Origin of the sequence: Aeromonas bivalvium, from assembly GCF_000819765.1 — a bacterium.
In the GTDB taxonomy this organism is placed as follows: domain Bacteria; phylum Pseudomonadota; class Gammaproteobacteria; order Enterobacterales; family Aeromonadaceae; genus Aeromonas; species Aeromonas bivalvium.
On sequence record NZ_CDBT01000041.1, the window covers coordinates 1 to 322 of the forward strand.

At 58.1% G+C, this 322-nt stretch carries 1 tRNA gene; it reads right to left on the reverse strand.

Annotated elements, in window-relative coordinates:
- Positions 1 to 176 precede the first annotated feature (176 nt).
- Positions 177 to 263 (reverse strand) — tRNA-Leu (locus tag BN1119_RS12145).
- Positions 264 to 322 lie beyond the last annotated feature (59 nt).

Sequence of the window (322 nt, forward strand, 5' to 3'; positions counted from 1 at the left end):
CCCCCCTGCCCCTCCAGAACCAGCACATCACCCTTCACGCCTCACCCTTGGTGGTATGCAGCTTGGCCACTCGCGGCGCGCCAGCCTTCTCCCTGCTTCCTCCCTTGGGCCCAAAAAACAAAAAGGCCACTATCGCTAGTGGCCTTCGTAAGTCTTTGATTGCTTTCTTCAATAACTGGTGCCCGAGGCCGGAATCGAACCGGCACGCCTCGAAAAGCGAGGGATTTTAAATCCCTTGTGTCTACCGATTTCACCACTCGGGCACCGCAATCGGTATCAAGCCCGCGGGGCGGACTGGTCAATATGGAGGCACGTTCCGGAG